Genomic DNA, 21,577 nt, shown 5'->3' with positions numbered 1-21,577 from the left:
CTTCGCTCACACCTGGTCGGGAATGCGAACCCAGACCGCGCCACGACCTGCTCCGGTCGACTTGACCTTGGCGTCGTCTCTGAGCTGTTCGAGTGCCAAGCGGATCGTTTGGTCGCTCACCCCTGGGAGCGCCGCGCGAACATCACCCACCTTGAAGATGATCGGTGCGTGCTTGAGTACGTACTCGCGAACCCGCTCCTGCTTGGTCCCTCCCGACCGGTCCGATGCCGCCCGTCGGGCGAATGTCTCGTAGGCCGTCGCTAGCGTGGCGGTGAAGTACGACAGCCACGGCCAGGGGTCCGCCGCGTCGTCGTGCCAGTCCCGAGTCGACTGGAGCAGAGCCTCGTAGTAGGCGTCCGCGGATTCGGCGATGAGCTGCTCGAGGGAAACCCAGCGGCAGACTTCGTGTCCGGCGTCGACCAGCAGGGCGTTGGTCAGCGCCCGGGCGACCCTGCCGTTGCCGTCGGCGAAGGGGTGGATGACGAGGAGGTCGAGAATCATCAGGCCGACCAGGAGCACGGGATGATGCCGCTGGCCATGCTGGGCGGTCCGATAGCCGTCGATCAGCGTCGTCAGATACTGCGCGGTCTTCGAGGCCGGCACCGGGACGAATCGAACGGTGGTGCTGCCGTCCGATGAGCGGTCGACGACCAGATTGTCGTCGGTCTTCAGCTGACCACCAGGGTAGTTGGTCTCCGACCACAGCAGCCGATGCAGGTGAAGCAGTAGACCCAGATTCAGGGGCTGCCAGTCCTCCTGGAACAGGTAGTCGAGTGCCTTGCGATAGCCGGCCAGCTCTTGCTCGCTGCGGGTACGAAGCACGCCGGCGCGACCCGCGATGATGCGTTCGGCTCGCTCTGCGTCCGGGACGACGATGCCCTCGATCGCTGAGGAGGCGGTGATGCTTTGAATGCGGGCGCGGTTGGCGAGCTCCGTGAGTAGAGCAGGCAACTGGTTGCGGTACAGCGCCTCACTACCTCGGCCGGTGTCGATCGCGCGGAGTTGCATGACTACGGTCGCGGGCACTTGCCCGATCACTCGATCCAGATCGGCGAACGAGCGCATGAAACCCCCAAAGAAACCCACAAATACGCTAATGGAGTGCCACTTTAGCGTATTTGTGGGTTTCTTTAGCGTATTAATCCGTCACTTGAGGCGTTTGGTGGCGGTAAGGAGGCCCTCCGAGGTGGGGAGGAGGGCGGAGACGAGGTTGTCGTCTTCGCGGACTGCGCGGATGAGGTCGCGCAGGGCGGTGGTGTCGGGGTCGCGGTGGGCTGGGTCGGGGACTCGGCCTCCTGCGAGGATGCCGGCGAAGATGACGATGCCGCCGGGGCGGAGGAGGCGCAGCGCCTCGTGCAGGTACGCCGTGTTCTCGCGGCGGTCGGCGTCGCAGAAGACCAGGTCGTAGTGGCCGTCGGTGAGGCGGGTGACGACGTCGAGGGCGGCGCCGGCGATCAGGCGGAAGCGGTTCGAGGTGATGCCGGCGTCCAGGAAGGTCTTGCGGGCCAGGCGCTGGTTCTCGGCGTCCAGGTCGACCGTGGTCAGGGTGCCGTCGGTGCGCATGCCGCGGAGCAGGGCCAGGCCGGAGACGCCGGTGCCGGTGCCGATCTCGACGACGGCCTTGGCGCCGACGGTGGCGGCGAGCAGGCTCAGCGCGGTCGCCGAACCGGAGCCGATCGCGGCGATACCACTGTCGGCAGCGCTCGCCCGGGCACCGGTGACGACCTCGTCGTCTCCGATGTAGTCCTCGGCGTACGCCCAGGAGCTCGGGTCGATGCCGGTGGCGATGATGCCCTCCCGTGGGTCTGCGGGGTAATCCGCTGCTGCGCTGCTCATGCTGTCGAGAAGCCTAGCGGCACCCGGTGCGGTTTCCTCGCCTCCCGCGCGGAGATTGCGCAAAGCTGCTCATTACAACAAGCGCGCAATCAGATATGATCGGTCTAGACAGACAGAGCTCACCTGAGGACAGGAGGTACGGCGAGATGCGGCTAAGCGCGGATGACGTCGATGCCGGCTTCCTTGAAGACGGTCAGCTGGCTCTCGTCGGCCTGGGCGTCGGTGACGAGGGTGTCGATCTCGCTCAGTTCGCAGATCCGGGCGAAGGCGCGCTGGCCGAGCTTGGAGGAGTCGGCGACCACGACGACCTTGGCGGCGCGGCTGACGATCAGCTGGTTGATGTTCGCCTCGCCCTCGTGGTGCGCGGTGGCGCCGGTCTCGTCGATCCCGTCGACGCCGATGAAGGCGATGTCCAGCGACAGGTCGGCGAGGATCCGGTGCGACAGCGGCCCGATCATCTCGTAGGACTGCGGCCGGGCCACTCCGCCGGTGAGCACCATCTTCACGTGCGGCCGGACGATCAGCTCGTTGGCGATGTTCAGCGCGTTGGTGACGAGCGTGAACGCGGGCTCGCCGTGTTCGGCCGACAACTCCGGCCGGGTCGCCAGCGTGCGCGCCACCTCGGAGATCGTCGTACCGCCGTTCATGCCGATCACCATGCCGCGCCGGACCAGCGTGGCCGCGGCCTGCGCGATCCGCTGCTTCTCGGACGCGAAACGCGCAGTCTTGTAGCGCAGCGGCAGGTCGTACGAGACCGCGTTGGCGACGGCGCCGCCCCGGGTCCGGGTGAGGAGCTGCTGCTTGCCGAGGTGGTCGAGGTCGCGCCGGATCGTCGCCGCGGACACGTGCAACTGCTCGGCGAGCTCGTCGACGTCGATGGCGCCCTTCTCGGCGAGCGACTCGAGCAAGGTGTTGAGGCGTTCATAACGCTTCACCCGGGGCTCCTCCTTCACACAATCGGTCAGCCGGATGGCGGCCGGTTGGCACCATTCGATCACGTTCGAGCAGTTTCGACCATGACAAGCCCGGAGACGACATGACCCAGACCCCCGACCAGAGCCCTTTCGTGACCGCTGAGATCGCCACCCAGCCTGAGCTTTGGCGCCGGGTGGGCAGCAGTTTCGCGCAGTACGGTGACGCATTGCCCAAAGCCGGCCAGCGTGTCGCGGCGGTCGGCTGCGGCACCTCCTGGTTCATGGCGATGGCGTACGCCGCCCTGCGCGAGGACCTCGGCCAGGGCGAGACCGACGCCTTCGCCGGCTCGGAGTTCCCCGCGGACCGCGCGTACGACGCCGTGGTCGTGATCAGCCGGTCCGGTACGACGACCGAGGTGCTCGACCTGATCCGGTCGACCGACCTGCCGACCGTCGCGATCACCGCGACGCCGGGGTCGCCGATCGTCGAGCTGGCCGATCACGTGATCATGCTGGACTTCGCCGATGAGCAGTCCGTTGTTCAAACCCGGTTCGCGACCACCACGCTGGGGCTGCTGCGCGCATCGCTCGGGCAGGATCTCGAGCAGGCGGCCGCGGATGCGGAGACCGCACTGAGCATCGACGTGGACGACCTGGCCAAGCTCGAGCAGGTCACGTACGTCGGGACCCGCTGGACCGTCGGTCTCGCCCACGAGGCGGCCCTGAAGCAGCGCGAGGCTGCTTCGGCGTGGACCGAGGCCTACCCGGCGATGGACTACCGGCACGGTCCGATCGCGATCGCGCAGCCCGGCCGCGGCGTCTGGGTGTTCGGCGAGGCGCCGACCGGCCTGCTCGACGATGTCGCCGCCACCGGCGCCACGATCGTTCACCATGCGGAGCTGGACCCGATGGCCTCCTTGGTCGTCGCCCAGCGGGTGGCCGTCGCCAAGGCTCTCGCGCTCGGTCTGAACCCGGACCAGCCGCGCAGCCTGACCCGCTCGGTCATCCTGCCCTGAGTAGAACCTGCTTCGTAGCCGGGCGTTGACGCAAGGTAGTCGAGTGATTACTTTGGCGCAGTGAATCGCCTTACTGCCGAGTAGGCCTTCGGTGGACAGGCGGTTCAACCGCCCCGCCCACCGAAGGAGTTGCCGTGCGCGCTTTCCGCCGCCGTCCGCTGCAGATCTTCCTCGCAACCCTGTTCGCCGCCGCCGTATTGACCCCGTCGACCGGCCAAGCCGCCTCGCTGGCCGCCAACCCGTACGAACGTGGTCCGGCTCCGACCAACGCCTCGATCGAAGCCCTGCGAGGCCCCTTCGCCACCGCGACCGTGACCGTCCCGGCCTCCGGGGCGCGCGGTTTCGGCGGCGGCACCATCTACTACCCGACCAGCACCAGCGAAGGCACCTTCGGTGCGGTGGCCATCTCACCCGGTTTCACCGCGACTCAGTCGAGTGTCGCCTGGCTGGGACCACGGCTCGCCTCGCAGGGCTTCGTGATCATCACGATCGACACCCTCTCCCGCTACGACTCGCCGGCCAGCCGCGGTGACCAGTTGCTGGCAGCGCTGGACTACCTCACCACCACCAGCTCGGTCCGGACTCGGATCGACGCGAGCCGGCTCGGTGCGATGGGACATTCGATGGGTGGCGGCGGCTCGCTCGAGGCCGCCAAGGACCGGCCCGCACTGCAGGCCATCGTCCCGCTGACCGCCTACAACACAACGAAGAACTGGTCGCAGGTGTCTGTGCCGACCTTGATCGTGGGCGCCGAGAGCGACACCATCGCGCCGGTCAGCAGTCACTCCGAGCCGTTCTACACGAGCCTGCCGGCCACCCTCGACAAGGCGTACCTGGAGCTGAACAACGCCAGTCACTCCGCCCCGACCTCGCCGAACACGACGATCGCGAAGTACAGCATTTCCTGGCTGAAGCGCTTCATCGACGACGACACCCGCTACGAGCAGTTCGTCTGCCCTGGACCGGCGCCGAGCACGCTTGTCGAGGAGTACCGCTCGACCTGCCCGTTCTGAGCCGGCCGGGCCCGGCCGCACGAAGCGGCCGGGCCTCGGAGGCTAGAACCAGACCTTGCTGGTGACCGCCTGCCTGAGCTGGGCCTCGCTCAGGGGCGCCTGCGAGCTGAGGTTCGGTCCGCCCTTGCGCGCGTAGGTGTACGAGAGGATCTCGATCACGTAGTGGTCCTTGGTGACCAGGATGGCCTCAGTGCCGCTGCCGCCGCCGTCCACTGCGGGTTCCCGGCCGAAAGCCGACAACAGGAAGGTCCCGTCCGGGCGCTCGGCGCAGGTCAGCGGCGGCCGGCCGGCGAGCCTCGCATCCTGGCGGATCTCCTCGCAGTGCTCGGCCGGAGTGCCGCGATAGGCGCTGAAGATGACAGACGTGAGGTAGCCCTTCCACAGGAAGTGGGCGACCTGGTTCTGCTTGCCGTCGTCGATGATCCGGCCGGTGCGCTTCTCGGCCTGGGTGATCTTGCCCGGGTAGATCTGGGCGAACAGTCCGGGCAGGTCAGCCGCCCGGACCGGGATGTCCGCCGTTGCCGGCGGCGGCACATTGGTGGGCTTGCCCGTCGGATTGTTCTTGGGATGGGTCGGCTTTGCGGTCGTACTCGTGGAGGGCCTCGCCGTCGTGCTGGTGGCCGGTACAGAGGCTCCGGCCGGAGCGACTCCGCTTCCGCCGCTGCCCAGTCCTGGGACGGTCACCGCGACCCCGACGATGCCGGCCACGCCGACCGCCGCGGCGAACGCCGTACCGGCCGTGTGCAGGCGGTGCTTGGCGCGGCCACGGCTGATCCCGCCGCGCACCAGCGCCGCGACGTCCACCTCGACCTCCGCCGTGGTGTCGTGGAACAGCGTCGTGACGCGGTCGTCCGTGGCCGTCTTGTCGTCGTGCATGTCAGTCCTTCCCGATTCTCAGTGAGTCGTCGGCCAGCCCGCGGATCCGTTCGAGTGCGCGCATACTGCGGTTGCGCACCGCGCCCGGCGAGGCACCCATCCGGTCGGCGACCTCGTCGACGCTGAGGTCCTCGAGGTAGCGCAGGACCAGCACCACGCGGTCAGCCGGAGGTAGCTCGGCCAGTAGCGCCCGGAGCGCCAGTCGCACGTCGGTCCGGATGGCCGGATCGTCGACCAGTTGCTCCGGTACGTCGGCGTACGGCTTCTCGCCGTAGCTCCGGCGCCGCCTCCCGCCGAGGAACGTCCGGGTCAGCGTGGTCTGCGCATAGGCCGCCGGATTGTCGATCCGGCCGAACGGCCGTCGCCATCGTGCGTAGAGCTTGGCGAGCGTCTCCTGGACGAGGTCCTCTGCCTGGTGGTGACTACCGCACAGCAACCACGCCGAGCGGTAGAGCTGAGCCGTCCGCGCCAGTGCGAACTCCTCGAACTCCTGCTCCGGACTCGACCCACTGCGATTCGGCATCGTTCTCCTCGGTTGGCGTCACTCCTTTCGATGCGATGCCTCCTCCGAATGTCACACCGGTTCGGGTCAATCGCAGTGGATCGCCGTGAAGAGAGCGATCACCGCGCTGGAGGGGTCGCCTCCGGGCAACGGGTTGTACGACAACGTCGCGTGGGTGGCACCGGTATGGGTCGAGTACGTCGTGTAGCCGAGGATCTCGCCGCTGTGCCCCTCGGCGGTGGTCCCGCAGGGCAATCGGAAGCGCTGCAGACCGAGCCCGTAGTCGAACAGATCGGTAGCGGGCACGTAGCGCCGCATCTCGGCCAAGGCGGCTTTGCTGGTCAACCGTGCCGCGAAGAGCGCTTCGAAGAAGCGGTTGATGTCAGCCGTCGTGGAGATCATCTCGCCGGCCGCCCAGTCCAGCGACGGGTTCATCCACGTCGCATCGACCAGCTTGCCGTCGACGGAGGTGTACCCGGGAGCGTGTGGTTCCGGCAGCCCGGGCCGGTCCCCGGGCAGGCTGGTGTGGACCAGCCGCAACGGTCTGACGATGCGCCGGACGATCTCCTCGCCGTACGAGCGGCCGGTGACGCGCTCGATCAGCAGCCCGGCGACGATGTAGTTCGTGTTGGAGTAGTGCCAGCCTGCGCCAGGTTCGAAGTACGGCGGATGGCTGAAGGCGACCTCGAGCAGTTGCTCAGGTTCGTAGTGGCGGAAGCGGTCATCGCCTCGCCATCGGTTGGTGGACCACCCCGGGTCGTGGGCGTAGTCGTAGATCCCGCTGGTGTGGTCGAGCAGTTGCCGCACGGTGATCCGCTCACCATCCGGTACGACGCCTGGCAGATACCGCTCGATCGGATCGTCGAGCCGGACCCGTTTCTCGTCGACAAGCTGCAGGATCACCGTCGCCACGAACGTCTTGGTGACACTTCCGATCCGGAAGTACGCATCCGGAGTGATCGGTCCGGCAGCACCCGCGCGGTCGCCGACGCGTAGTACGGCGGTGGATGCGCCGCCCGAATCGACGATCTGCTGCAGCTCAGCGGCGGGAAAAACAGGGGAGACGGCCAGTACGGCGCTGGCCACGAAGGCGGTGAGGTTCATGCCGAGAACGCTATGAATTCCGGCACCTCGTCCACTATGAGGACAACCCCCGAATCCGGTGGGGGGATAACCCAACCTAGTATCGAGAGGGTGAAGGCAGCGGCCGGGAACTTCCGGCCAGGGCGCCGCGTTGAGCCGTCGTACCAGCAACTCAGGGTCGAACCCGGGTGCTCCCGACGTGCGCAGAGGACGGTGACCGAGGCACCATGGCCTTCACGCTCATTGCCGAGAGGACCCAGGGAGGCGTTGCGGTGAAGCCGCTCGACACGCCGTCCGCCCCCGTGCGCCCAGCGGTCCAGGTGCCAGAGACGCTGCCCTCGTGGGACGAGATCGTCCGCACCCACTCCGCCCGGGTCTACCGGCTGGCCTACCGCCTCACCGGCAACAAGCACGACGCGGAGGACCTCACCCAGGAGGTCTTCGTCCGGGTCTTCCGGTCGCTGTCGTCGTACACGCCGGGCACCTTCGAGGGCTGGCTCTACCGGATCACCACGAACCTGTTCCTGGACGGCGCCCGCCGCAAGCAGCGGATCCGCTTCGACGGCCTGCCCGAGGATGCGCACGACCGGCTGCCGGCCAAGGGTGACGGCCCGGCCGAGAAGCTCGACTCGGACCTGTTCGACCACGACGTCCAGGGCGCCTTGGACTCGCTGCCGGAGGACTTCCGTGCGGCGGTTGTGCTCTGCGACATCGAGGGCATGACGTACGACGAGATCGCCGACGTGCTGGACGTGAAGCTCGGGACGGTCCGCAGCCGGATCCACCGCGGCCGCTCGATGTTGCGCAAGCATCTGGAGCACCGGGCCCCGCGGCCCGGTCAGACCCGGATCAGCGGCCCGTCCGTGGACGGACTGCTCGGTGAGAGTTCCGGAGGTGAGTACCGGTGACCCTTCAGCACCCGATGGACAAGCTCAGTGCCGTCGTCGACGGACAACTCGACCATGACTCGCGGGACAAGGTCCTGAGCCACCTGGTCGGCTGTGACACCTGCCGCGCCGAGGTCGACGCCCAGCGCCGGCTGAAGGCCCGGATGGCCGCCCTCGAGGCGCCGGATCCGTCGACCGACCTGATGCAGCGACTGATGGGCGTCTCGTCGTTCGCCACCGAGCCGCGTGAAGAGATCCGCCCGGTCCTGACACCGGCCCCGACGCTCTTCCCGCAGCGTTCGGCCTTCCCTGCTGCTCGCACGGGCGCCAGCCGCCCGGGTGCACCCCGGACGACGCGTTCCCGCCGCCGTGCAGGCGTCCTGGGCGCGGCCGGCTCCGCAGCGGCAGTCGCCTCACTTCTCGGTACGGCGTTCGTCGTCGGCGATCCGGCCCGTTCGGACCAGCCGCCGGCGCTACAGCCGCCGATGACCAGCTTCTCGTCCGACCACGCCAGCACCACGGGCGGGGCGCCGTTCGCCGACCCGGTGGCCGTGCTCAACTCGTACAACGGGTCCGGATACGTCGGGTTCAGCTCGACGCTGCAGCCGGTGGCCCTCACCGGGCGCTGATCCGTGAGCCTGAACCGGCTCGCCGTCCTGGTCAGCACCGCCCTGATCGGTATCGGCCTGCCGCTGCCTGCTGCCGCCGTACCGGCGATCGACCACGAGGACTCCCCGCTGGCCGTGACGTGGCTCGAGCGCGCCGCGGCGGCGCCGAACCAGGTTTCGTACCACGGCACCCAGATCATCACCGCCTGGGGGCCGCAGGGCGCCAGTTCGGCGATGCTCGACATCGTGCACGTGGCGACACAGGGCTCGGAGATCAGTGTCGTCGGTCCCTCGTCGTCGCCCGGCGCCAAGGCCTTCGTGCAGCGGGCGACCAGGACGGACGCCTCCATCGACGGCGGACCGCTCTCGCTGCTCCAAGCGACGTACAAGCTGGTCTACGACTGCTGCACGGACCTGATCGGGCGGACGGCAGTCGTGGTCGAGGCGCAGCGCGACGACAAGACCCTGGCCGCGCGGTTCTGGATCGACAAGACGACCGGGCTGCTGCTGCAGCGCCAGCTGTTCAGTGCGGACGGCAAGACGATGGTCCGGGCCACCGTGTTCACCGAGCTCGCGATCGAGCAGTCGGAGTTCATCGGGCACCTGCCGCCGATGACTCCGAACGGTGTGGAGCCGCTCGGACTCGGCAAGGTCGACCACTTGCGCTCCGAGGGCTGGGTCTGCAGCGCTGAGCTGCCCGCCGCCCTCAAGCTGTACGACGTCCATCAGGACACCACCAACAACTCGCTGCAGTTCTCGTACTCCGACGGCCTGTTCAACGTCTCCGTCTTCGAGCAGCGCGGTGCGCTCGACCCGGCCGCTGTCGCCGGCTTCACGCAGACCCGCACCCCCGGCGTCTACGTCCGCTACGGCATGCCGTCGTACGTCGTCTGGTCGTCCGGCGGCATCGTCTACACGCTGATCGGCGACGTACCGCCGGATGCCCTCGGCAAGGTGGTCGAGTCCTTCCCGCACGACCTCCCGGTGCACCTCAGCGCGGTCCAGCGGATCGGCAGCGGACTGGCCCGAATCGCGACGTGGCTCACTCCAATGGGTGCGCTTTCCCCCAAGCTGGGATAATCGAAGACGGATGGTGCTCCCGGCTACTCTCGGGAGTGGCCCCGGCCGATGTCTTCCGATCACGAGTGAGGCGATCACGTGAGCACCAACGACGCCGAACCGAGCACCCCGGTAACGCCCAGCGCCCCGCTGTCGGGCCTGACGCCGCCTGCGCCCGGGACCGGGACCACGCCGCTCGCGCCGCCGCGCAGTGACTCGGCCTTACGCCAGACCACCAGCTCCTCGCAGCCCGATCCCCAGCAGCCAGGCCAGCAGACGGCCCAGCAGCCGCTCCAGCCGCCCGGGCAGCCGATGCAGCAGGCGGGCCAGCAGCCGCTAGGGCAGTCAGCCGGCCAGCAGCCGCTCCGCTCGGTCACCCAGCGCAGCTTCGGAGTGCAGGAGCCCGCCTTCCGGCCTGTCTACCCGGGCCAGGCTTGGCCGACCGAGCGCCCCGGTTACCAGGGCCCGGTGCCTCCGCCGCCGCTGGACTGGCACGTGCAGCAGGCCCGCGCCTACACGCCGGGTCAGCCGCCGAAGAAGCTCGACAACCGGGTCATCCTGATCGCGGCGATCGTCGCGCTCGTCGTCGGTCTGCTGGCCGGCGGTGGCGCCGCAGTCACCGTGGTCGCGCTGAACGGCGGTAACGGCCCGATCACCGAGCAGCCCGACGTACCGGTTGGGACCGGCACCGACCCGAAGATCCGCAGTGGATCGGTCTCAGCGGTGGCCAGCAGCCTGCTGCCGAGCGTCGTGCAGCTCCGCGTCGAGGGCTCGGACAACTCGCAGTCGACCGGTTCCGGGTTCGTGATCGACAACGCCGGTCACGTGCTGACCAACAACCACGTGGTCGAGTCGGCCGCCAAGGGCGGTTCGATCCAGATCATCACCGAGAAGGGGAAGTCCCAGACCGCTCGGCTCGTCGGCCGGTCCCCGGCGTACGACCTCGCTGTGGTCCAGGTGATCGGGCTGGACGCTCCGTCGGTGCAGTTCGGCCGCTCGGACCTCGCGATCGTCGGGCAGGACGTGGTCGCGATCGGCTCGCCGCTTGGGTTGGCCGGGACGGTCACCTCGGGCATCATCTCGGCGAAGAACCGGCCGGTGACCGCCGGCGACAGCACGGACCAGGCGTCGTACATCAACGCCTTGCAGACCGATGCGGCGATCAACCCCGGCAACTCGGGCGGACCGCTCGTCGACATGAACGCCCGCGTGATCGGCGTGAACTCCGCGATCGCCGCCGTGCGCGGCGCACAGGAGGGTCAGACCGGCAACATCGGGCTCGGGTTCGCGATCCCGATCGACCAGGCCCGCCGGACCGCTCAACAGCTGATCGCGAACGGCAAAGCGACGTACCCGGTGATCGGGGCGACCATCGACATGCAGTTCGAGGGCGGCGCCCGAGTCAGCTCGGTCGGCGCCGGATCGCCGGCCTCCCGGGCCGGGCTGCGAGTCGGCGATGTAGTCACCGAAATCAACAACCAGCCCGTCGAGACCGCGGAGTCGCTGATCGTGGCGATCCGCACCCACCAGCCGGGCGAGACCGTCCGCCTGGTCTACGAACGCGCCGGCCGTCCGCGCCAAGCGACAGTGACGCTCGGCCAGCAGTTCGGCTGACACCTGCTCGGGTACGCTGTGCCCGGGAACGAGAAGTGAGGTGAACGGATGTTCGGCATCGGGCCGCTCGAGCTGGTCGTGATCGCGATCGTCGCCGTGCTCGTCTTCGGTCCGGATCGGTTGCCGGAGTTCGCACGCACCGCCGGCCGCCTGCTCCGCCAGGTCCGGCAGATGGTCAGCAACGCGCAGAACGACCTGCGCAGTGAACTCGGTCCCGAGTTCGCCGACCTCGACCTGCAGGACCTCAACCCGCGCAACTTCGTCCGCAAACACCTCCTCGAAGGCACGGACGACTTCGACGACAAGCCGGTCTCCACCGACTTCGCCGACGCCCCCCAACGTCTCCCCGCCGGCGCCAAACCGCCGTACGACCCCGAGTCCACCTGACCCGAAGCCGGGGGCGGACCCTTTAGCCACCCACTGCCGATCGCCCGACGGACAGGACGTATACGTCCGCTGGCCCGCCACACAGCCAAGGATGAGCGTGGCGGCGATCCGCAGTTGACCTATACGTCCTGTTCTTCGGCAGGTGGAGCGACGGGCGCAGTCAGTTCGTAGATGGCGAGGGCGTCTGGGCCGGTTGCCAGTTTGTACTTGTCTGGTTCGGTGCGTAGCAACGAGAAGCCGGCGCGTTCAGCCGTACGGCGGGCTGCGCGGTTTGTGCTCGCGGTTTTGATCAGGAGTTGCTGGCCGGCGTACTCGTCGAAGAACCAGCGGGAGACGCGTGCCAGGGCCTCGGTGATGAGGCCTTGGCCTTGGGCTTCGGGGTGGAGCCAGTAGCCGAGCTCGCCGGTGCCGTGTTCCAGGCGGAAGAGGGTGAGGTTGCCGAGGCCTAGGTCGGTTTGGCGGTCGGCTAGGCACCAGTTGTAGCGGGTGCCGGCGGCGCGTTGGTCGGCCAGGTCGCGTAGCCAGAACCGGGCGTCCTCCGCCGTGAAGGGCTGGGGGATGAACGGGAGGAAGTGTGCGGTCGCCTGGTTGGTGCGGGCGGTGGCGATCCGGTCGGCTTCGTCCTCGCGCCACAGCCGCAGCCGGAGCCGCGGTGTGGTCAGGAGGACGTCAGCGACCGGCAGGGCTCAGGCCCAGCTGGCGGCCGAGGAGGCCTCGGGGCTTGCCGCCGAGCTTGGCGGCGATGCCTTCGAGGACCTGGGCGGCGGGGGTGTCCGGGTTGGCGAGAGCGAGCGGCTGGCCGAGGTCGCCGCCGCTGCGCAGGCGCTCGTCCAGGGGGACCTCGCCGAGGAGTGGGATCGGGTAGCCGAGCCGGGCGGACAGGGTCTCCGCGACGCGGGTGCCGCCGCCGCTGCCGAAGATCTCGATCCGGTGCTCGGGACCGCAGTGCGGGCAGGGCAGGAAGGACATGTTCTCGATGACGCCCGCGACGCGCTGGTGCACCATCTGGGCCATCGTGCCGGCGCGCTCGGCCACCTCGGCGGCGGCCTCCTGCGGGGTGGTCACGACGATCACCTCGGCGCTGGTCAGCCGCTGGCCGACCGAGATCGCGATGTCGCCGGTGCCGGGCGGCAGGTCGAGGAGGAGGACGTCGAGGTCGCCCCAGTAGACGTCGGCGAGCATCTGGACGAGTGCGCGGTCCAGGATCGGGCCGCGCCAGGCGACCACCTGGTCGCGCTTCGGCTTCAGCATGCCGATCGAGATCACCTTCACACCGTGCGCGGGCACCGGCATGATCATGTCGTCGACCGCGGTCGGCCGCTCGTCGGCGACGCCGAACATCGCCGGGATCGAGTGCCCGTAGATGTCCGCGTCCAGGACGCCGACCGACAGACCCTGGCGCGCCATCGCGACCGCGAGGTTCACCGTCACCGAGGACTTGCCGACGCCGCCCTTGCCGGAGGCGATCGCGAAGACCTTGGTCAGCGAGTCCGCGCGGGAGAACGGGATCTCCTTCTCGGCCACGCCGCCGCGCAGCTGCGTCTGCAGCGCGGTGCGCTGCTCGGCCGACATCACGCCGAGGTCGATCTCGACCCCGGTGACGCCGTCGAGCTTGCTCACCGCGGCGGTCGTGTCGCGGCGCAGCGTGTCCTTCATCGGACAGCCCGCGACGGTCAGCAGGATCCGGACCGCGACCACACCGTCCTCGCGGACGGCGACGGACTCGACCATGCCGAGATCGGTGATCGGTTTCTTGATCTCCGGGTCGAGCACACCACCGAGAGCCGTGGTCACCTGGTCAGCAGTGGGGAGAGCCATACCCCAAGGCTACGTGCTGACGGCAATCCGCCCGACCACGGTCCATGTGACGTAGCTCCAGCAAGGCAACCCTTACAAACCCGGGGCGCCGTAGATCGGGAACCAGCGGGCCAGGTCCTGCTCGAGGCGCAGATCGTTGGCCAGCAGGGACTTGATCTGCAGTTCGGTGGCGTTGTCGCGGCGGTCCGCGCCGACGGGCACGAACGGGTACCAGGAGCCGCGCTTGTACAGGTAGACCAGGCCGAGCGAGTTGGTGCCGTTGCTGAAGTTGACCAGGGTGCACAGCAGCGCCGGGCCGAAGCCTGCGTCGACGAGCGAGGTGTTCACCCCGTGCAGGTCGGTGACGAGACCCTCGACGTTGTCCGGCGTCGTCTCGCGCACCAGCCAGGTGAAGCCGTAAGAGTCGGTGACCGAGGAGAACTTGCCGTTGTCGAGGGCGAGCAGGTTGTCGACCTCGGCGCGCAGCGCGGAGAAGCCACCGCCCTCAGCCGCCTTGAAGCAGACCGACCCGACCCCGGTCGGGCGATAGCCGCCCGCTGTCTCCAGGGTGATCGCCGCGGACGGCACTGAGAACAGTTGATCCAGGTTCGGCGGCACCGCTTTGCTGCGGCCGAGCAAGATGTCGAGGAAGCCCATAGCCCCAGGGTAGGTCTCGTGACCCCACGCCTACTGCGCTGCACTCGGCACGGCACCTCGCCGCACTGGAGGAAAGACCACGATGGAAAAACATCGAGGCCTCCCCTCCAGCACACCGAGCTACCGCACCGAGCACATGCTCGCTACGGCGCGGGATCACGAGACCTACCCAGCTTGCTCGCCCAGCTCGCGGGACAGCACACCGAGCCGGTCCAGGCGTGTCTCCAGCGGCGGGTGGGTGGAGAAGAGCGAGGACAGCGAGACGCCCTTGCCGGAGATCGCCGGGGCGAAGAAGAACGCGTTGAACGCCTCCGCCTGGCGCAGGTCGCGCGACGGTATTCGGGCGATGTCACCGCTGATCTTGGTCAGCGCCGAGGCCAGTGCGGACGGCCGTCCGGTCAGCATGGCGCCGGCGCGGTCAGCGGCCAGCTCGCGGTAGCGCGACAGCGCCCGCGTCAGCAGGAACGAGAGCGCATAGACGACGGCAGACACCGCGACGATAGTCAGTACGACGATTGCCGTGTTCTGGTCGCGACGCCCGCCGAGCCCGCTGTAGAGCCCGAAGCGCGTGATCAATCCGGCCAGTACGCCGAGGAAGGACGCGATCGTCATCACCGCGACATCGCGATGAGCGACATGGGACAACTCGTGCGAAAGCACGCCTTCGAGCTCGTCCGCGTCCAGCCGGCGCATGATCCCGGTCGTCACGCAGACCACCGCGTTCTTCGGGTTCCGGCCGGTCGCGAACGCGTTCGGCAGGTCGACGTCGGCGATCGCGATCCTCGGCTTCGGCATGTCGGCCAGTGCGCACAGCCGGTCGATCGCGCCGTGCAGCTGCGGCGCCTCCTCGGGCGTGACGATCCGCCCACCCATCGCGTAGAGCGCGATCTTGTCGGAGAAGAAGTACTGCACGAACAACGCGCCGCCGGCGATCACCACCGCGAGCACGGCGCTCTTCGTCAACGCGATCAGGGCCGCGACAAAGGCGACGTACAGGAGACCGAGCAGGAAGCTGGTCACGAGCATCCGCCTGCTGAGTCCCCGATCGGGCGCGAATCTGCTCTTCATCGTGACCTCCTTCCGTGGCTTGTCACCGAGATTAGCGCGGCCCCAAAGGGCTCTCGCGATCCAGCTCGGCCAGCAGCGACTTCAGCTCCGAGCGGAGGAAGTCGCGGGTGGCGACCTCGCCGACGGCCATCCGCAGCGACGCCATCTCCCGGGCCAGGAACTCCATGTCGGCGCGGGTCCGGGTGTCGATGTCGCGATCGCGTTCGTACTGGACGCGGTCGCGCGACTCCTGCCGGTTCTGCGCGAGCAGGATCAGTGGCGCGGCGTACGACGCCTGCAGGCTGAGCGCGAGCGTGAGGAAGATGAACGGGTACTGGTCGAACCGCACACTCTGCGGCGCGAAGATGTTCCAGAGCACCCAGAACAGGATCGTCGCGGTCATGTAGACCAGGAACTTCCCCGTGCCGAGGAACCGGGCGATCCGCTCCGACAACCGCCCGAACGCATCCGCGTCGTACGCGGACCGGATGGCGATGGTACGCCGCAGTTCCCGCGGGATGTCCAGGCGGTTGGAGGCGCGTGTACGACGGTCGTCGGTGCTGCGGTCGTCACGGGGCATCGTGGTCCACCTCCTGCGGTTGGTCGGATTCACGCCAGTCGGAGGGCAGCAGATGGTCCAGTACGTCGTCGACCGTAACCGCGCCGAGCAGCCGGCCCTCGTCGTCGAGCACCGGCGCCGCCACCAGGTTGTACGTCGCCAGGTACTTGCTGACCGCCGTCAGGCTGTCATCAGGGCGCAGTCCGTCCAGGTCGGTGTCCAGTGCCGCGGACACGAGCTCCGACGGCGGTTCGCGGAGCAGGCGCTGGATGTGGCCGACACCGATGAACCGTCCGGTCGGAGTCTCCAGCGGTGGCCGGCAGACGTAGATCATCGCCGCCAGCGCCGGACTGAGCTCAGCGTTGCGGACATGAGCGAGTGCGTCCGCCACTGTCGCATCCACCGGCAGGATGACCGGTTCGGACGTCATCAGACCACCAGCCGTGCGCTCCTCGTACGTGAGCAGTCGGCGCACGTCCTCGGCCTCGTCCGGCTCCATCAGTGTCAGCAGCCGCTCGGCCGTCTCCGTCGGCAGCTCCGCGATCAGGTCGGCCGCATCGTCCGGTGACATCTCCTCCAGTACGTCGGCAGCCCGCTCGGTGTCCAGACCGGCCAGGATCTCCACCTGGTCGTCCTCCGGCAGCTCCTCGAGTACGTCGGCCAGTCGCTCGTCGTTGAGTGCCGCAGCGATCTCCTTGCGCCGTTTGGGCGACAGATCATGCAGTACGGCGGCCAGGTCGGCCGGACGCATCGAGTCGAACGCAGCAAGGATGTGCGTCGCCCCCTGGCCCTCCTCGACCTGAGCGAACCCACTGACCTCGGACCAGTCGAGCACATGGGACTGCCCACGGCGCCGGAACCGCTTACTGCCTTCGCGGACCGCCACCTTCGACAGCACCCAGTCCTTGGTCCGCCACTGCTCCATAGCCATGTCGAACACCACACCGGTCGTCTCGGTCTCCCGGATGGTGACAGTGCGGTCCAGCATCTCGCCCAGCACCAGAATCTCGGTCGCGCGCTGTTCGAAGCGCCGCATGTTGATCAGACCGGTTGTGATCACGTGCCCGACGTCGACCGAGGTCACCCGTGTCATCGGCACGAAGATGCGCCGCCGCGCGAACACCTCGACCACCAGTCCCAGCACCCGCGGCGGCTGCGTACCCTGCCGCAGCATCGCGACCACATCGCGCACCTTGCCGACCTGGTCGCCGTTCGGGTCGTAAACAGGCAGACCGGCCAGCCGTGCGACATAAACACGTGTAGGTCCGCTCATGACCGAAGGCTAACCCGCAGCGCCTCAGCTCAACTTGCGACGCCCACGGACGCGCCGGTGCAGCGTGATCGGCTTCTTCCCCCGCGTGGTGGCAGGTGTCGCAGCCGGTGTCTCGTACGGCGATGCCCCGTCGAAGCCAGTGATCTCGCCAGTGGGCTCCAACACCAGCAGGTCCGCTTCAGAGCGCCACCGCTCGAGCTGTGTATCCAGTCCGGCCGCGTTGAGTCGTTCGGTGCGCAACACCAGCGCAGCGGCCGTCCACTCCTCAGTGCCCGGCTGCAGCCGCCGTACGGTCGCCTTCCAGCTCGCCAGCCGGTTGGTGGCCGGCTTAGCCGGTACGACGACCTCCGCGGTACCCGCCGCGGCCAGCCCCGGCAGCGGCTGCTCCGCACTGCCGTCAGCATCCGCCAGTACGACGTACTGGCCGTCGACCGTGGCGAACCAGGCAGGTGCTGGTCGCCGGCCGTCCCAGGAGAGCCAGACGAGTCCGGCTTTCTTCATGACGGTGGCGATCTCTGTCACAGCCTCCTCGCGAGTCACGGCACCAGGGTGTCACAGTGAGCGATGTCACCGGGCACTCAGCGGACCTTTCGCCGTACGCTGCCGAATGAACCGGTGAGTAACCAAAGGTGGAGGTCGACGGATGTCTGAGCAGGTGCTGCGAAGCAGAAGGTCGTGTCTGGCCACCCCGGGGTCGAACCCGCGGTTCCTGGCGAAGGCGAAGGGACTGGACGCCGACCAGGTGTTCCTCGACCTGGAGGACTCGGTCGCGCCGATCGCCAAGGTGGACGCCCGCAAGAACATCGTGGCGGCGCTGAACGAGGGCGGCTGGGGCAACAAGGTCCGCGTGGTCCGGGTGAACGACTGGACCACCGAGTGGACCTACGCCGATGTGATCGAGGTCGTCGGCGGCGCCGGCGCGAACCTGGACTGCATCATGCTGCCGAAGGTGCAGACCGCCGAGCAGGTGGTCGCGCTGGACCTGCTGCTCACGCAGATCGAGAAGGTGCACGGCTACGAGCCGGGCAAGATCGGCATCGAAGCGCAGATCGAGAACGCCCTCGGCCTGACCAACGTGAACGCGATCGCCGCCGCCTCGCCGCGGGTCGAGACGATCATCTTCGGCCCGGCCGACTTCATGGCCTCGATCAACATGAAGTCGCTGGTGGTCGGCGAGCAGCCGCCCGGGTACGACGTCGGCGACGCCTACCACTACATCCTGATGCAGATCCTGATGGCGGCCCGCGCCTACGGCAAGCAGGCCATCGACGGTCCGTACCTGCAGATCAAGGACGTCGACGGCTTCCGCCGGGTGGCCGGCCGCTCGGCCGCGCTCGGCTTCGACGGCAAGTGGGTGCTGCACCCGGACCAGATCGCGGCCGCGAACGAGGTCTACTCGCCGCGCCAGGACGACTACGACCACTCCGAGAACATCCTCGACGCCTACGACCACTACACCTCGGCCGCCGGCGGCGCCCGCGGCGCGGTGATGCTCGGCGACGAGATGATCGACGAGGCCTCCCGCAAGATGGCCCTCGTCATCTCCGCCAAGGGCCGGGCGGCCGGCATGACCCGCACGAACGTCTGGAAGCCCGAGGACTAGACCTGCGCCATCAGCGCGAGCAGGTGACCATCGGGGTCTGGGAAGAACGCCATCCATTCCTCGACCCCGTCGTCGTGGGTGTGGATCACGCGTGGCGGGTCGGTGAACTCCACACCACGCTGCCGGAGTTCGCCGTACGCCGCCTGAATGTCGTCCACCTGGAAGTACACGATCGGTACGTCGGCGCCCGCGCCTCCGGTCGCGGTGAGGAACAGCCGCGTCCCGCCGCAGTCGAAGAACGCGAGCTCGCCGAACGTGTACAGGTGCGGGAGCCCCAGCACGCCGCCATAGAACGCGATCGCCCGGTCGATGTCACCGACCGGCCGGGCGATCTGGCCGATCGGCCCCAGCTGCAGGGTCATCTCCCCATCGTGCCTCAGACAGTGATGACCTTGAAGATGCGGATCGGGCGGACCGGCGGTCCGTCCTGGTCCGGGTCGGCGATGCCGGCCTTGACCATCCGGTCGAAGGTGGGCATGCCGGCGATCACGTGGCCGAGCACGGTGTAGTTCGGCGGGATGTTGGCGAACGAGTGCACGACGAAGAACTCGCTGCCGTTCGTCCCCGGCCCCTGGTTGCCGTAGGCAACGGTTCCGCGCGGGTAGGTCTCCTTGCCGGTGACCTCGTCGGGGAACTTGTAACCCGGTCCGCCTTCCTCCTGGCGATAGATGTCACCGCACTGCAGGACGCCGAGGCGGGCCGAGTTGGTCAGCCGGAAGCACTGGGTGGCGTCGTAGAACCGGCTCTTCACCAGGTGCACGAAGTTCGAGACGCCGCAGGGTGCGTTCGCGCGGTCCATCCGGACCACGAACGAGCCGTAGTTGGTGAAGAACCAGACGTCGACGGTGCCGCGCGCCTTGGCGATCGGCGACGGCACTCGGACCGGCTTGGCGGCCGGGTTCTCGGGCGTCGGGGTGAACTCACACCGGACAACAGGCTTCGGATGAGCAACCGGTGCAGCCGACGCCGTGGTGGTGAACGTTGTTCCTAGCAGGGTGGCCGCGATCACAGCGGCAAACGTTCGCTTCATGGGCACACGGTAATACTCCGCTCGCGTTCCGCAGAGGTTTGCAAGGAATTGCCTCTGAACTCGATCTGATCGCCCGGGCCGCCTAGGGTAGGTCGGTCCGCTGCGGAAGGTGTTTGTGTGAACGGCGAGGTACTGGCAGGGCGCTACCGACTACTCACCCTGTTGGGGCGAGGTGGCGCAGGTGAGGTCTGGCAGGCCGAAGATCTCGTTCTGAAGCGCCAGGTGGCGGTCAAGCTGCTCCGCAGTCTCGACGGCGACCCGATGGACGCGGTAGCGCGGTTCGAGGCCGAAGCGCAGGCCGCTGCCCGGCTGATGCACCCGAACGTCGTCGCGACGTACGACGTCGGCTCTGCGGGTGACCGCGTCTTCCTGGTGATGGAGCTGGTCTCCGGACCGGATCTGGCCCAACTCATGCGTACGGCGGGCCTTCCGAGCGCGAAGCTGGTCGCGGACATCGCGGTCCAGGGCGCACGCGCACTGGACGCCGCCCACGCGGCCGGCATCGTGCACCGCGACGTGAAGCCGGGCAACCTGCTGCTGGCGCCGGACGGCACGCTGAAGATGACCGACTTCGGTATCGCCAAGCGAGCCGGCAACGAGACCACCGGGCTCGGAGTCCTGCTCGGCACCGCGTCGTACGTGTCGCCGGAGCAGGTGCGCGGCGGCGCAGCCACCCCGGCCAGCGACTGGTACTCACTCGGCTGCGTCCTCTACGAACTCCTCGCCGGTACGCCGCCCTTCACCGGCACGACCGTGGAGACGGTCATGCGGCAGCACCTGGAGTCGCCGCCGGCCCCCATCATGCGCAACGACGTCACCCCGGCGCTGGCGGCCCTGGTGATGCGCCTGCTCGCCAAGAACCCCGCCGACCGCCCCGCCTCAGCCACCGAGGTAGCAGAGCTCCTCACGTCGACGGCCCACAACGAAACCCAAGCAATCGCTTTGCCGCCCGTCAGCAACGCCACCCAGGTGTTGCCGGCCGCCGTGCTCGGTGTGGGGAAGTGGGAAGAGGAGCCCGCCGCTCCCAAATCAGCTCGAGCGAGCGCTTACGGCGCAGCGTCCCACGCCGAGGCGACCCATGCCGGGGCGGCGCATGCCGGAGCGCCCCATGCTGGGGCGTCCTACGCCGAGGCGCCCGAAGCCGGAGCGGCGTACTCCGATGCCCCCCACCTGGAGGCGCAGCACCGCGACCGCCCCCGGCGCACCTTCCCGTTTGCGAAGGTGATTGCTGCGATGGCCGTCGTACTGGCTGCTGCGGTGGGCGTTGCGTTGCTGAAGGAAGGCGTGAAGGGCGACCCGGCAGCAGTGGCTGGTGGCACGCCGTCCGCTCCCGTGAAGAAGGTGACCGCGTCGGCCAAGCCGACACCGACTCCGACGCCAACCCCCAAGCCCACCAAGAAGCCGACGAAGACGCCGACCAAGAAGCCGTCGAAGAAGCCTGACCAGTACCCGCATGTGGTCGCGCAGCTGCGGCAGTTGGCCGACAAGGTGCGCAAGAGCGGCCAGAACCAGCAGCAGTGGCCCGGTCAGAACCAGCCGAAGAGCAAGGCGCCGGGGCTGGCCGCGCGCGACCTGGACCAGGCGGCTGAGCAGCTGGCCCGCGGTGACGTCAACGCGGCCCGGAAGAACTACGACGAGGCCAAGGAGCGTCTGGTCGCCGCGCAGCGTGAGCGTAAGTGGCAGCCGACCGCCGAGATCTACATCGGGTTCGCGCAGCTGGACCGCACGATGCCGCAAGGCGACAACGGCGACGGCGACGAGTGAGGTAGGCGACGCTCATCGGGTGGCCGGTGTCACAGCGGGTGTCGGCGCTGTC

At 68.4% G+C, this 21,577-nt stretch carries 24 protein-coding genes; 9 read left to right on the top strand and 15 right to left on the bottom strand.

Translation table 11 applies throughout. From position 1 onward, the window contains the following. Positions 1 to 6 precede the first annotated feature (6 nt). The 3 genes from ABZS29_RS02060 to ABZS29_RS02050 all read right to left on the bottom strand — a co-directional run bounded on the left by ABZS29_RS02060 (position 7) and on the right by ABZS29_RS02050 (position 2,771). Positions 7 to 1,026: a Fic family protein gene (locus ABZS29_RS02060; protein WP_355457674.1), complete on the bottom strand. Its 1,020-nt coding sequence runs from the start codon at positions 1,024 to 1,026 to the stop codon at positions 7 to 9. Between the two features lie 120 nt (positions 1,027 to 1,146). Then, positions 1,147 to 1,836 (bottom strand): O-methyltransferase, encoded by a 690-nt coding sequence (locus tag ABZS29_RS02055; RefSeq protein ID WP_355457672.1) that lies wholly within the window; start codon positions 1,834 to 1,836, stop codon positions 1,147 to 1,149. Positions 1,837 to 1,988: 152 nt separating this feature from the next. Further along, complete coding sequence (locus tag ABZS29_RS02050; RefSeq protein ID WP_132410249.1) at positions 1,989 to 2,771, bottom strand: DeoR/GlpR family DNA-binding transcription regulator; 783 nt, start codon at positions 2,769 to 2,771, stop codon at positions 1,989 to 1,991. A gap of 101 nt (positions 2,772 to 2,872) precedes the next feature. Between ABZS29_RS02050 and ABZS29_RS02045 the strand changes: the two genes are divergently transcribed. Beyond that, a complete protein-coding gene (locus tag ABZS29_RS02045) occupies positions 2,873 to 3,766 on the top strand; it encodes an SIS domain-containing protein (RefSeq protein ID WP_355457670.1) in 894 nt (297 codons plus the stop codon). 134 nt (positions 3,767 to 3,900) lie between these two features. Continuing rightward, positions 3,901 to 4,779, top strand: coding sequence for an alpha/beta hydrolase (locus ABZS29_RS02040; protein ID WP_355457668.1), 879 nt, complete (start codon positions 3,901 to 3,903; stop codon positions 4,777 to 4,779). Between the two features lie 42 nt (positions 4,780 to 4,821). Here the strand turns inward: ABZS29_RS02040 and ABZS29_RS02035 are convergent, their stop codons facing one another. The 3 genes from ABZS29_RS02035 to ABZS29_RS02025 all read right to left on the bottom strand — a co-directional run bounded on the left by ABZS29_RS02035 (position 4,822) and on the right by ABZS29_RS02025 (position 7,261). Then, entirely contained in the window at positions 4,822 to 5,655 is an 834-nt protein-coding gene (locus tag ABZS29_RS02035; protein WP_355457666.1) for a hypothetical protein, read from the bottom strand. Position 5,656: 1 nt separating this feature from the next. Continuing rightward, a complete protein-coding gene (locus tag ABZS29_RS02030) occupies positions 5,657 to 6,178 on the bottom strand; it encodes a SigE family RNA polymerase sigma factor (RefSeq protein ID WP_355457664.1) in 522 nt (173 codons plus the stop codon). A gap of 66 nt (positions 6,179 to 6,244) precedes the next feature. Further along, positions 6,245 to 7,261, bottom strand: coding sequence for a serine hydrolase domain-containing protein (locus ABZS29_RS02025; protein ID WP_355457662.1), 1,017 nt, complete (start codon positions 7,259 to 7,261; stop codon positions 6,245 to 6,247). A 206-nt stretch (positions 7,262 to 7,467) separates the two neighbouring features. On the opposite strand from ABZS29_RS02025, the gene sigE reads away from it, so the two are divergent. From sigE to ABZS29_RS02000, 5 genes are all read left to right on the top strand, one after another. Next, positions 7,468 to 8,148 carry an RNA polymerase sigma factor SigE gene (sigE, locus tag ABZS29_RS02020; protein WP_355457660.1) on the top strand — a complete coding sequence of 227 codons (681 nt, stop codon included), beginning with the start codon at positions 7,468 to 7,470 and terminating at the stop codon, positions 8,146 to 8,148. Further along, positions 8,145 to 8,756: a zf-HC2 domain-containing protein gene (locus tag ABZS29_RS02015; protein ID WP_355457658.1), complete on the top strand. Its 612-nt coding sequence runs from the start codon at positions 8,145 to 8,147 to the stop codon at positions 8,754 to 8,756. The genes sigE and ABZS29_RS02015 overlap by 4 nt, the downstream gene beginning before the upstream one ends. Before the next feature lie 3 nt (positions 8,757 to 8,759). Beyond that, on the top strand, positions 8,760 to 9,815 hold the full coding sequence (locus ABZS29_RS02010) for a sigma-E factor regulatory protein RseB domain-containing protein (RefSeq protein WP_355457656.1): 1,056 nt from the start codon (positions 8,760 to 8,762) through the stop codon (positions 9,813 to 9,815). Between the two features lie 78 nt (positions 9,816 to 9,893). Further along, complete coding sequence (locus ABZS29_RS02005) at positions 9,894 to 11,408, top strand: trypsin-like peptidase domain-containing protein (RefSeq protein WP_355457655.1); 1,515 nt, start codon at positions 9,894 to 9,896, stop codon at positions 11,406 to 11,408. 48 nt (positions 11,409 to 11,456) lie between these two features. After that, positions 11,457 to 11,795, top strand: a complete 339-nt coding sequence (locus ABZS29_RS02000) for a sec-independent translocase (RefSeq protein WP_355457653.1) — start codon at positions 11,457 to 11,459, stop codon at positions 11,793 to 11,795. A 119-nt stretch (positions 11,796 to 11,914) separates the two neighbouring features. On the opposite strand, the gene ABZS29_RS01995 is transcribed toward ABZS29_RS02000, so the two are convergent. The 7 genes from ABZS29_RS01995 to ABZS29_RS01965 all read right to left on the bottom strand — a co-directional run bounded on the left by ABZS29_RS01995 (position 11,915) and on the right by ABZS29_RS01965 (position 17,668). Further along, a complete protein-coding gene (locus ABZS29_RS01995) occupies positions 11,915 to 12,436 on the bottom strand; it encodes a GNAT family N-acetyltransferase (protein WP_355460809.1) in 522 nt (173 codons plus the stop codon). A 28-nt stretch (positions 12,437 to 12,464) separates the two neighbouring features. After that, on the bottom strand, positions 12,465 to 13,613 hold the full coding sequence (locus ABZS29_RS01990; RefSeq protein ID WP_355457651.1) for an Mrp/NBP35 family ATP-binding protein: 1,149 nt from the start codon (positions 13,611 to 13,613) through the stop codon (positions 12,465 to 12,467). A gap of 72 nt (positions 13,614 to 13,685) precedes the next feature. After that, on the bottom strand, positions 13,686 to 14,249 hold the full coding sequence (locus tag ABZS29_RS01985; RefSeq protein WP_355457649.1) for a hypothetical protein: 564 nt from the start codon (positions 14,247 to 14,249) through the stop codon (positions 13,686 to 13,688). Positions 14,250 to 14,414: 165 nt separating this feature from the next. After that, entirely contained in the window at positions 14,415 to 15,317 is a 903-nt protein-coding gene (htpX, locus tag ABZS29_RS01980) for a zinc metalloprotease HtpX (protein WP_355457647.1), read from the bottom strand. A gap of 31 nt (positions 15,318 to 15,348) precedes the next feature. After that, positions 15,349 to 15,876 carry a DUF1003 domain-containing protein gene (locus tag ABZS29_RS01975; protein WP_355457645.1) on the bottom strand — a complete coding sequence of 176 codons (528 nt, stop codon included), beginning with the start codon at positions 15,874 to 15,876 and terminating at the stop codon, positions 15,349 to 15,351. After that, a complete protein-coding gene (locus tag ABZS29_RS01970; protein ID WP_355457644.1) occupies positions 15,866 to 17,128 on the bottom strand; it encodes a CBS domain-containing protein in 1,263 nt (420 codons plus the stop codon). The genes ABZS29_RS01975 and ABZS29_RS01970 overlap by 11 nt, the downstream gene beginning before the upstream one ends. 24 nt (positions 17,129 to 17,152) lie before the next feature. Next, a complete protein-coding gene (locus tag ABZS29_RS01965; protein WP_355457642.1) occupies positions 17,153 to 17,668 on the bottom strand; it encodes a hypothetical protein in 516 nt (171 codons plus the stop codon). A gap of 103 nt (positions 17,669 to 17,771) precedes the next feature. Here ABZS29_RS01965 and ABZS29_RS01960 point away from each other — a divergent pair, with 103 nt between their 5' ends. After that, entirely contained in the window at positions 17,772 to 18,731 is a 960-nt protein-coding gene (locus tag ABZS29_RS01960; protein ID WP_355457640.1) for a CoA ester lyase, read from the top strand. Here ABZS29_RS01960 and ABZS29_RS01955 read toward each other — a convergent pair. Further along, positions 18,728 to 19,093, bottom strand: a complete 366-nt coding sequence (locus ABZS29_RS01955) for a VOC family protein (RefSeq protein ID WP_355457639.1) — start codon at positions 19,091 to 19,093, stop codon at positions 18,728 to 18,730. The two genes, ABZS29_RS01960 and ABZS29_RS01955, sit on opposite strands and share 4 nt — an antisense overlap. A 14-nt stretch (positions 19,094 to 19,107) precedes the next feature. After that, positions 19,108 to 19,761 carry a peptidylprolyl isomerase gene (locus ABZS29_RS01950; protein WP_355457637.1) on the bottom strand — a complete coding sequence of 218 codons (654 nt, stop codon included), beginning with the start codon at positions 19,759 to 19,761 and terminating at the stop codon, positions 19,108 to 19,110. A gap of 117 nt (positions 19,762 to 19,878) precedes the next feature. Here ABZS29_RS01950 and ABZS29_RS01945 point away from each other — a divergent pair, with 117 nt between their 5' ends. Continuing rightward, a complete protein-coding gene (locus tag ABZS29_RS01945) occupies positions 19,879 to 21,525 on the top strand; it encodes a serine/threonine-protein kinase (protein WP_355457636.1) in 1,647 nt (548 codons plus the stop codon). The last annotated feature ends 52 nt before the right edge of the window (positions 21,526 to 21,577 follow it).

Origin of the sequence: Kribbella sp. NPDC005582 (assembly GCF_040605415.1) — a bacterium.
In the GTDB taxonomy this organism is placed as follows: Bacteria; Actinomycetota; Actinomycetes; order Propionibacteriales; family Kribbellaceae; genus Kribbella.
This window is presented reverse-complemented; position numbering and strand designations above follow the sequence as displayed.

Excerpts from the sequence above, each read along its gene's own strand:
- ABZS29_RS02025 (WP_355457662.1), bottom strand. The coding sequence starts at position 7,261 with ATGAACCTCACCGCCTTCGTGGCCAGCGCCGTACTGGCCGTCTCCCCT.
- ABZS29_RS01975 (WP_355457645.1), bottom strand. The coding sequence starts at position 15,876 with ATGCCCCGTGACGACCGCAGCACCGACGACCGTCGTACACGCGCCTCC.
- ABZS29_RS02030 (WP_355457664.1), bottom strand. The coding sequence starts at position 6,178 with ATGCCGAATCGCAGTGGGTCGAGTCCGGAGCAGGAGTTCGAGGAGTTC.
- ABZS29_RS01990 (WP_355457651.1), bottom strand. The coding sequence starts at position 13,613 with ATGGCTCTCCCCACTGCTGACCAGGTGACCACGGCTCTCGGTGGTGTG.
- htpX (WP_355457647.1), bottom strand. The coding sequence starts at position 15,317 with ATGAAGAGCAGATTCGCGCCCGATCGGGGACTCAGCAGGCGGATGCTC.
- ABZS29_RS02045 (WP_355457670.1), top strand. The coding sequence starts at position 2,873 with ATGACCCAGACCCCCGACCAGAGCCCTTTCGTGACCGCTGAGATCGCC.
- ABZS29_RS01960 (WP_355457640.1), top strand. The coding sequence starts at position 17,772 with ATGTCTGAGCAGGTGCTGCGAAGCAGAAGGTCGTGTCTGGCCACCCCG.
- ABZS29_RS01970 (WP_355457644.1), bottom strand. The coding sequence starts at position 17,128 with ATGAGCGGACCTACACGTGTTTATGTCGCACGGCTGGCCGGTCTGCCT.
- ABZS29_RS01955 (WP_355457639.1), bottom strand. The coding sequence starts at position 19,093 with ATGACCCTGCAGCTGGGGCCGATCGGCCAGATCGCCCGGCCGGTCGGT.
- ABZS29_RS01950 (WP_355457637.1), bottom strand. The coding sequence starts at position 19,761 with ATGAAGCGAACGTTTGCCGCTGTGATCGCGGCCACCCTGCTAGGAACA.
- ABZS29_RS02035 (WP_355457666.1), bottom strand. The coding sequence starts at position 5,655 with ATGCACGACGACAAGACGGCCACGGACGACCGCGTCACGACGCTGTTC.
- ABZS29_RS02000 (WP_355457653.1), top strand. The coding sequence starts at position 11,457 with ATGTTCGGCATCGGGCCGCTCGAGCTGGTCGTGATCGCGATCGTCGCC.
- sigE (WP_355457660.1), top strand. The coding sequence starts at position 7,468 with ATGGCCTTCACGCTCATTGCCGAGAGGACCCAGGGAGGCGTTGCGGTG.
- ABZS29_RS01985 (WP_355457649.1), bottom strand. The coding sequence starts at position 14,249 with ATGGGCTTCCTCGACATCTTGCTCGGCCGCAGCAAAGCGGTGCCGCCG.
- ABZS29_RS02055 (WP_355457672.1), bottom strand. The coding sequence starts at position 1,836 with ATGAGCAGCGCAGCAGCGGATTACCCCGCAGACCCACGGGAGGGCATC.